Annotated in this window: 5 protein-coding genes; all 5 read right to left on the bottom strand. The window is 72.1% G+C overall.

Going from position 1 to position 9,685, the window contains the following annotated elements; translation table 11 throughout:
• Window positions 1-522: 522 nt before the first annotated feature.
• Entirely contained in the window at window positions 523-867 is a 345-nt protein-coding gene (locus tag ACWGDB_RS04630) for a GNAT family N-acetyltransferase (RefSeq protein WP_427844168.1), read from the bottom strand.
• A gap of 41 nt (window positions 868-908) precedes the next feature.
• The gene (gene panD, locus ACWGDB_RS04625; protein ID WP_453821063.1) at window positions 909-1,331 is read right to left on the bottom strand and encodes an aspartate 1-decarboxylase; all 423 of its coding nucleotides are present in this window, start codon (window positions 1,329-1,331) and stop codon (window positions 909-911) included.
• 179 nt (window positions 1,332-1,510) lie between these two features.
• Window positions 1,511-2,419: a hypothetical protein gene (locus tag ACWGDB_RS04620; protein WP_453821062.1), complete on the bottom strand. Its 909-nt coding sequence runs from the start codon at window positions 2,417-2,419 to the stop codon at window positions 1,511-1,513.
• Window positions 2,416-4,140, bottom strand: coding sequence for a diflavin oxidoreductase (locus tag ACWGDB_RS04615; RefSeq protein WP_453821061.1), 1,725 nt, complete (start codon window positions 4,138-4,140; stop codon window positions 2,416-2,418). The genes ACWGDB_RS04620 and ACWGDB_RS04615 overlap by 4 nt, the downstream gene beginning before the upstream one ends.
• Window positions 4,137-9,647 carry a glutamate synthase-related protein gene (locus ACWGDB_RS04610; protein ID WP_453821060.1) on the bottom strand — a complete coding sequence of 1,837 codons (5,511 nt, stop codon included), beginning with the start codon at window positions 9,645-9,647 and terminating at the stop codon, window positions 4,137-4,139. Before ACWGDB_RS04610 ends, ACWGDB_RS04615 begins: the two co-directional genes overlap by 4 nt.
• Window positions 9,648-9,685 lie beyond the last annotated feature (38 nt).

Genomic DNA, 9,685 nt, shown 5'->3' with positions numbered 1-9,685 from the left:
CAGCGTGGGGGCTGTTCGCGCCCACGCGGCGGAGCCGCAGATCGATAGGGCCCCGTGCCCCTCAGGAGGTTGCGGTGGGCGGCATGTGCAAGCGCCCACCGCTTCCTCTTGCCCGGCTCAGCTGAGTGGCGGGCCCGGTTCGGGGCTCGGTACCGGCTCCGGGCCCGGGGGGATCGGAGACGGGGATGGGTCCGGGGGTGCGGGCGGGGTCGGGGGTGACGGTGGGGTGGGGCCGGGAGCCGGAGGCGATGGTGGCGTCGGGCCCGGGCCAGGGGCCGGAGGCGGCTCGGGAGCCGGCGGGGGCTCCGGGGGTGGTACCGGGTGGGGGTCGGGTGGCTGCGGCTCCGGGCCCGGGGTCGGTCCCGGATGGACGGGGTCCGGATACGGGTTCGTCATGGCGTCCTCCGGCCAATCGGTGCGCGTGGCCAATCGGTGCGCGTCGGCTCTGGACTACTCCCCCGCGTACCCGAGGGGCGCGCCCCCAGTCACTCCCTTGCGCCGATCCGGCCGCCCGGGTGGGCGTCAGAAGCGCTCGGGGTGCTCCCGCAGCCAGTCCGTCGCCGCCTCCAGCAGCGCGGGGTCGGCCGCGGGGGCCTCGTCGGGGTGGCGCTCGGCCCACTTCACGACGTACGGGCACAGCGGCGCGACCACGGCTCCCTCGCGCGCCGCCATGCCGTACAGCTCGCGTGCCAGGGAGCCCGCGATGCCCTTCCCCTCGTGGGCCGGCTCCACGACGGTGTGGACGGGGACGAGGGCGCGCGCCGGGGATTCGAGGACGAAGTACTCGATGCGGCCGGTGACTTCGTCGCCCTGGAGGGCCTCCAGGCGGCCCGCCGCCCGGTCGTCACGGATCTCGATGTCGCTCATGGCTCGCTCCTGGTCCGTCGTCAAGCTGAGGATGAGTGCGGTCAGGCCACCGGCACGGCCTGCGGGCTGCGTTCCTGGTCCGAGCCCGGCACCGGCGCGGACGGGTCCGCGCCCAGGGCCACGATCCGGTTGGCGCCGTCCACGTGCACGACCCGCGGCTCGAACTCCCGCGCCTCGGCGTCGGCCATCTGAGCGTAGCTGATGATGATCACCAGGTCGCCGGGGTGGACGAGATGGGCGGCGGCGCCGTTGATCCCCACGACCCCCGACCCTCGCTCGCCCTCGATGACGTACGTCTCCAGGCGGGCGCCGTTGGTGATGTCGACGATGTGGACGAGCTCACCGGGCAGCAGGTCGGCGGCGTCGAGCAGGTCCGCATCGATGGTCACCGATCCCACGTAGTGCAGGTCGGCCTGGGTGACGGTGGCGCGGTGGATCTTGGACTTGAACATGGTACGGATCATCGAGGTACTCCCACAAATAGGCTCCCTGCCCGCGTTATTGCAGGTCAAGGGCTGTTTCCATACCTACGGCGAGTTGCAGGTCCCCCTCGCCGACGGCCGGGATCAGCGTACGCAATGGCCCTCGTAGACCTCCGTGACGATCGCCACATCGGGGCTCGGAAGTGACGCCGGTGCGCCGGCTACGCGTCGGGCAGAGAAGCGGCAAGGTGCTCCCACGCCATGTGCACCTGCTCCCCCACCATCCCGAACTGCGTGATGACCGCGACGCAGCGTCCGTCCTCGTCGTCGAGCTCGATCGTGGAGGTCGAGCCGTGCGCCGCCGTGGAGCGGACGAGGTGGCAGGCCCGGACGTGGGCGAGGTCGATCTCGACCGAGCTCTGCGCGATCGCGGCGAACAGCCGCCCGCCGACGGTCCGCTCGGTGACGTGCGCACGGCCGTTGCACGCCTGCATGGCCGACGGGGCGAACACCGCGACACCGATCGGCAGGCCGACGGAGCAGACATGGTCGAGCACTGCGGGCACGACGCCGGCGTCGATCGGTCGGTGCTCTCCGCGGTACCGGTCGAACGCCGCGCGCCGGGCGGTTCCGCCGTCCGCGAGGATGGCGTCGAGCTGTGCGAGCTGGTCGCCGTTCTCCCACGCCGGCACCTCGGGGACCGGGGACGGCGCGGAGAGCGAGGCTCCGGCGTCGACGGTGCCTGCGAGTCCGGACAGGAGACGGTCCCCCTCGGAGAGCAGGCGCCCCTGGTGCGAGGTCCTTCCCTCCGCGTCGAGCAGGCGTACGGCGACCGCGCCGGTGATCTCGTCCCGCGCGACCACGCCCGAGGCGACACCCTGGCCGTCCAGGCGCAGCGCGATCGCGCCCGGGTGGACGGCGAACGCGTCGCCGCGCAGGCTCGGGACGGCGTAGCTGCCGGCCTGGTCGATCCGCGCGACCGGCCCTCCGGTGACCGCCTGGACGTACTGGAAGAGCGTCAGGCACCGCGCGAGTTCCGGCATCCGCGCGTCGATCAGCCGCACACTGCTGCTGCGCCGGCCGCAGCACCCTTCGAACGCGCAGTGAGCGTCGGCGTGATGGTCCGTCATGCTCCGTACACGTCCCGTACGTAGCGCTTCGCCCGGCGCAGGTCCGCGAGGTACTCGGCGGCGTCGTCGTCACCACGTCCTCGCTGCTCCGCGATGACGCCCAGCAGGGCCGCCTCGACGTCCTTCGCCATGCGGGAGGCGTCACCGCACACGTACACGTGCGCGCCGTCCTCCAACCACGCGTACAGGTCGCTCGATCGTTCCCGCATGCGCGTCTGCACGTAGACCTTCTCGGCCTGGTCGCGCGAGAACGCGAGGTCGAACTCGGTGAGCACACCGCGCCGTTGCAGCTCGGTCAGCTCGTCCTCGTACACGAAGTCGGTCTCGCGGTGCCGGTCGCCGAAGAACAGCCAGTTGCGCCCTGCGGCACCTCGTGCGGCGCGCTCGTGCAGGAACCCGCGGAAGGGCGCGATGCCCGTGCCGGGGCCGATCATGATCATCGGTGCCTCGTCGTCCGCCGGGACACTGAAGGACGCGTTCGGCTGGAGGTAGATGCCCACCTCGCCGTCACTCACCCGGTCCGCCAGATACGTCGACGCCACGCCCTCGTACCTGTCGTACCGCACGGACGCGACGGTGAGGTGGATGCTGCCCGGGTGGGCGAGCGGGCTCGACGAGATCGAGTACTGGCGGGACTGCAACGGCCGCAGGAGCGGCAGGAGTTCGGCGAGGTCCGGGGCCTTGGGCCCGGTGTCCCGGAGGAGGTCGAGCACGTCCCGGCCCCAGAGCCAGGAGTCGAGGTCCTCCCGGTCGCCGTGCATGACGACCGAGGCGAGTTCGCCGGCGGGCGACCGCTCTACGAGGTCGGCGATCAGCTCCTTCGACGGGGTGCGGATCTCCCGTTCCGCTCGCAGGAGCGCGGCGGTCTCCTGGTCGTTGCTCGCGCCCAGGTGCTCCAGCAGAGCCCCGACCAGACGGTCGTCGTTCAGCGGTACGACGGCCAGCGCGTCGCCCGCCTCGTACGTGATGCCGCTGTCGCCGAGGTCGAACTCGTAGTGGCGGATCTCCTTCGCGCTGCCGGGGGCGGAGAGGAGCCGGTTGGTGGTGAGGCGGGACTGGTAGGGGGTGCGCTTGTTCCAGGGCGAGCGGGACTTCGGCGACGGGGCCTCGGCAACGGCACCGGTGCCCTTCGCGCCCGTCTCGGCGGCGACCAGGTCCAGGACGCCCGCCGTCCACTGGGCCGCGGGCTCCTCGAAGTCCACGTCGCAGTCCACGCGTTCGTGCAGCCGGGTCGCCCCGAGCTGTTCCAGACGCGTGTCGATGACCTTCGCGGCCTGGCAGAAATCGTCGTACCCGCGGTCGCCGAGGCCGAGGACGGCGTAGCGCACGCCCTCCATGCGCGGCGCCGTGTCGGACTGCAAGGCCTCCCAGAACAGCCCCGCGTTGTCGGGCATCTCGCCCTCGCCGTACGTCGAGGTGACGACGATGACGTGGGACATCGCGGCGAGCCGCTCGGGCGTGACGTCGTCGAGCGCGGTGGCCCTGCCGCCGAGGCCGCGGGCGCGGGCACCGGCGACGACGTCGTCGGCCACGAGCTCGGCGTTGCCGGTCTGGGTGCCGATCAGGACGTCGATCGTCGCCGCGGGCGCGTCGCCCGCCGCGTCGTCCCGGCGTCCGGCGGCCGCGATGCCGGCGATGAACCCGGCGAGCCAGGACTCCTGTTGGGCGGAGAAGGGAGCGTCGGCCGGGATGAGGGATCCGGTCGGGGGCATGACGGTCATGCGGTCACCGTCTCGGTCGGGGCCTGCGGGGCACGGCGGGAGGCGATGTCCTCCAGCGCCGCGTTCGCGAGCAGTTCGTCGAACCGGGCGGCGCGGACGCGGCCGGCGTTCTTGGCGTTCTGGTGGACGATCCAGCCGTAGGTACCGGGGGCGTCCACGCTGAGGTTGTTGCGCTGCTTCAGCGCGCGCTTGTAGTCGTCGAGGCGCTTGATCGCGATCAGCGTCGCCAACTCGCCGTCGTCGAACCGTTCCAGCGTCCCGCGCAGGTACTTCACGACCCGCTGCTTGACGAAGAAGTCCTCGGTGAGCACGAGGTTGCGGACGGCCTCGGCGACCTTCGGGTCCTGCGGGCCGCTCGCCCCGGGCACCCGCTGGAGCGCGAGGTCCTGCGCGACTCCGAGCACCGTGTAGGACGACAGCAGCGAGAACATGTCGTCGCTGCCCTGGTCGCCGAAGGCCGGGGCGCGGCCGCCGAGCACGGTACGGCGGTCCCGGTAGTCGACCTTGAACGCCCGGAGCTTGTCCGTCGCGATCGAGGTCGCCAGCTCGTCGAGCAACTGGCCCCGGGTCGCGGCGGCGAGGATCTCGCCGGCGTCCTGGTAGAGCAGCAGGGCGCGGGGCATCCCGCAGTACACGTGCTGCCGCTCGGAGTCCCAGTCGTGCAGCAGCCGGGCGGCCAACTCCGAGCCGGTGGCCTCCGCATGCCAGGTCAGCAGCAGTCGTACGACTTCTTCGTGGAAGGTGCCGTGCGAGGTGTCGGTCACCGGGAACACCAGCAGCGAGTCGGCGCTCACCCGGCCTGCCAGCTCGCCCGACGGGTCGTACTGGTACAGGAACCCGCCGCTCATGCCGTTGCCGAGGCCCTTGCCGAAGCCGCCGAGGTTGAGCACGGTGCCGCCGGTCATGTACTCGCAGCCGAAGTCACCGACGCCCTCGACGACCGCCGTCGCACCGGAGTTGCGCACGGCGAACCGGTCACCGGCCTCGCCCTGCACGAACGTCCGCCCGCCGGTCGCGCCGAACAGGGCGAAGTTGCCGATGAGCACGTTCCCGCCGCGCTCGGGGCTGCCGCCGCCCGGGGCCCGCACGACGATCCGGCCGCCGCTCTGGCTCTTGCCGACGCCGTCGTTGGCGGTGCCGGTGTGTTCGAGGGTGATGCCGTCGTTGCAGAAGACGCCGTACGACTGTCCGGCCGACCCGGTGGTGCGGATGCGGACGGCGTCGTCGACGAGGCGGCGACGGCCGCGGTCGTCGGTGGTGACGGCCGGCACGGCGCCGTCGAACTCGTGGTTGAGGAGCCGCTCGACGTCGATGCCGAGCTGCCCGCCCACCGACTTGTCACTGTTGCCGAGCCGGATCCCCTCGACGAGCAGCGACGGCTCGCGCCGGTCGACCAGCGCCTCCCGGACGCGTTCGATGAGGGTGTCGTCGGTGGTGAAGTCCTTCTCCAGGTACTCCGGATCCGCCGCGGCCTTCTCGGGCAGGCGAGCCAGGAGGCGACGCACGTCCAGGTGCCCGACGCTCGCCGGGTGGTCGAGGAGCTGGAGCAGGTCCGTGCGTCCCCGGGCCTCGCGGAGGGACCGCAGGCCGAGGCGGGCGAGGATCTGCCGTACGTCGTGCGCGATGTTGAGCAGGTACTGGGCCAGCGCGCGCGGGTCGCCCTCGAAGACCTCGGGGTTCGTGGTGAGGCCGGCCGGGCACTTCACGTTGCAGTTCTTCGCCATGACGCAGCCGAGCATCATGAGGGCCGTCGTGCCGAACTCGAAGCTGTCCGCGCCGAGCAGCGCCGAGGTGACGACGTCGCCGCCGGTCTGGTGGGCGCCGGAACAGCGCAGGACGACCTTCTGCCGCAGCCCGTTGGCGACGAGCGCCTGGTGCACCTCGGCGACGCCGATCTCCGCCGAACGGCCCGCGTACTTCAGGCTGGTGACGGCCGCGGCCCCGGTACCGCCGGTGTTCCCGGCCACGTTGATGACGTCCGCGCCGGCCTTGGCGACGCCGACCGCGATGGTGCCGATGCCCTCCGAGGACACCAGCTTGACGATGACCCGGACCCGGGCGGCCTTGCAGTCGTGGATGAGCTGCGCGAGGTCCTCGATGGAGTACGTGTCGTGGTGCGGGGGCGGGGAGATGAGCTCGATACCGGGGGTTCCGCCACGCGCGGCGGCGATGTCGACCGTCACCTTCGGCGCGGGCAACTGGCCGCCCTCGCCCGGCTTGGCGCCCTGCCCGATCTTGATCTCCAGCTCCTCCAGCATCGGGTCGGCGAGATAGCCGGCCCAGATCCCGAAGCGGCCGGACGCGAACTGCTTGATCCGGGAGCCGCGGATGGTGCCGTACCGGGTGTGGTGCTCGCCGCCCTCACCGCTGTTGGACATGCCGCCGACCATGTTCGTGCCGTGCGCGACGGCCTCGTGCGCGGTCGCCACGAGCGCGCCGTGGCTCATCGCACCGGAGGCGAGCGAGCGCGTGATCTCGTGCGCGGGCTGGACCTCGTCGAGCGGGACGCTGTCGGGGGCGTCGTCGAGGAGGGCGAGGAGGCGGGCGGCGGCGCCGGTGGCGGTGACCTCGATGCCGTCAACGCCCACGGCGAGGGCCTCGGCCTCGCCCAGCTGCGCGAGCCCTTCGGCGAGGGCGGTGTGGCGCTCGGCGCCCTCGTCGCCCGGGGAAGTGAGGCGCAGGTGGAAGGTGCCCCGCTCCGTGCGGGAGACGACGACACCCCGGACCGTGACGCTCGCGTTCCCGTCCGTGGAGAACCGGCCCAGCTCACGGGCGAAGTCCTCGGCCGTACGCAGTCCGGTGACGTCGGCGGGCAGCGCGAGCACGTCACGCAGCGCGGCAGGGCGCCGCGAGCGCTCCTCGTGCGTGGTCCGCAGGAAGGCCCGGTACCCGGGCGTGATCCGGAACGCGTCGATCTCGTCGTCGCTCAGCGCGTCGTACCCGGTGTTCCGGTACGCGGCGTCGGTGATGCCGAACGCGTCGTCGAGCTGACCGAGGGTGAGCAGGCGCAGCGCGTCGGAGTCCTCGGGCTTGCCGAACTCCGGTCGCTCCTCGACCATGTCGCCGAAGCCGCGCACAGCCGTCACGCCGAAGGAGTGCCCGGCGCCGTCCGACCGCTCCTTGAACAGCCCGAGCAGCGGGATCTGCTGCTCGGTCCCGACCGTGCGGGCCCGCTCGTGCCAGTCCGTCGCGGCCTGCGCGATGCGGGCGAACCCGACACCGCCGACCGGTGCCTCCATGTGCGGGAAGGTCCGCGCGAAGACGTCGTCGCGGGTGTCGAGGTAGTTCGGTTCGAAGAACGCGCCGCCGATGTAGCTCTCGGCGGTGCAGAGCCCGACCCGGCCCATGGTCTTGGCGAGGGACTTCTCCGCCGCCTTGCGGAACTTCGCGAGCGCCCGGTCGGTCTCGGTGATCTCACCCGCGGGGGCCGCCGCACTCGGGAACTTCTCCTCGGCGCGCAGCCGTGCGCTGAGGCTGTAGACCGCCGACGCGCCGAAGCCGAGCGCGGTGGCGACGTGGTGGGACGAGGCCAGCTGGCCGCTCTCCGCGACTAGCGAGACGCGCAGTCGCAGCCCGGCCTCGATGAGGCGCTGGTTCGCCGCGGCGACGGCGAGGATGACGGGCAGGGGCGCGCGCGTCGACGAGACCGCCCGGTCGGTGAGGAGCGCGATGCCGCCCTGTTCGGTGGCGAACCGTTCGACGTCGTCGCAGAGCCGTGCGAGCGCCGACCGGAGCGCGTCGGCGTTCGCGGTCTCGTCCCCGGCCACCGGCTCGTAGAGCATCGCGAACCGCTCCAGCGGCACGATCCGCTGGTCCCGCAGCCGCACCATGTCGAGGTGCCCGAGCACGGGCGAGGACACGACCAGCTGCCGGCCGCCGGCGCTCCCGCCCCCGTCGGGCTTGGGGCCGAGCGCGACCCGCATGCTCATGCCGTCGGCCTCGCGGATGCTGTCCAGCGGTGGGTTCGTCACCTGGGCGAAGCGCTGCGAGAAGTACTTCGCCATGCCGCCCTCGGTGTCGCTGAGCGCGTTGATGGCGTTGCCGTACCCCATCGCCGAGATCCGCTCCGACCCGTCGGCGAGCATCGGGTCGAGCATGAACCGGAAGCTCTCCTGATTCAGCGAGTACGCCACGTACCGGCCTGCGAGGGTCAGATCACCGTCGTAGCCGAGCGTCGTCGTGCCGCGGTAGTAGTCCGGGGCAGGCAGGTCGTCGAGGTTCTCCCGTGCCGAGGCGAGCAGTTGCGAGTACGGGCGACGCGCGGCGAGGGCGTCGAGCACCTCGCGGGTGCGCATCCGGCGTCCGGTGCGGTGGTCGACGACGAGCATGCCGCCGGCCTCGATGCGGCCCCGGTGCACGACCTCGTCGTCGGGGAAGGCGACCTGGCCGGCCTCCGACGCCACCATGAGGTACTCGGCGGTCTCGACGGTACGCAGTGGACGGAGCCCGAGCCGGTCCAGCCGGGCGCCGATGACGTCCCCGTCGCTGAAGATCACGGCCGCCGGACCGTCGTTCTTCTCCTCGTACAGCGAGAAGTACTCCAGCATGTCCCGGACGGCGACGGGCAGGCCGCGGTCGTTCTCCCAGGCGGGCGGCATGAGCGACACGACCGACTCGACGATGTCCAGGCCGTCGTCGAACACCCGGCTCTGGAGGGTCTGGTCGAGCCGGCTGGAGTCGGACTGCCCCGGCGGCCGCACGATGCTCCGGGTGCGGGCACGGGCGAGGGCCTCGTCGCTCAGCCGGTTCTTGCGGTCGGTGTTCAGCTCGCCGTTGTGCGCCATGAGGCGGAACGGCTGGGCCATCGTCGGGTGCGGCTCGGTGTTCGTGGAGAACCGGGTGTGGAAGTACAGCGACCGGACGGAGTGCCGTGGATCGAGCAGGTCGCGGAAGTACCCGATCACCTCTCCTGAGTTGAGCCGGCCCTTGAGCACTTGCGTTCGCGCGCTGAGCGACAGCGGGTACAGCCCGGCGTACGTGTCGGTCTCGGCGTAGGCGACGGCCTCGATCGCAAGCAGGGCGCGGTTCGCCGCCGCGTCGACGTCGGCACGCTCCCAGGCGTCGGGTGCGCGGAACACCCACTGCACGATGGGCAGTTGGTACGACTCGGCCGCGGGCCGGGCGACGGTGTGGTCCACCGGGACGTCGCGGACCAGGAGGACTTCGAAGCCCTGCGCGGCAATGCTGCGGCCGACGAGGTCCACCGCGCCGCCCCGACGCTCGGCCGCGGTCGGCACGAAGCAGTTGGCGACGCCGAAGCGCCCGGCGCGCAGTTCCTCGCCGGTGATCGCGCTGAAGAACTCGACCGACAGGTCGACGCTCACGCCCGCGCCGTCGCCGACGCCCTCGGCGGAGGTGCCGCCGCGGTGCGGGATGGCGCAGAGCGCTTCGTCGCCCTTGCGGATGACTTCATGGCTCGGCGTGCCGTCGAGGCGGGTGAGGAAGCCGACGCCGCAGGCGCTGTGGTCGCGGGCAGGGTCGTACAGACCGAAGGTGCTGTGATTCAAGTGCGGTCCTGTGAGCAGCGAGTTCCGGCTGGGGGTAC

The organism is Streptomyces sp. NPDC055013 (genome assembly GCF_053608645.1).
Note: the sequence above shows the minus strand (reverse complement) of the source record. Positions and strands in the feature narration are given on the sequence as shown.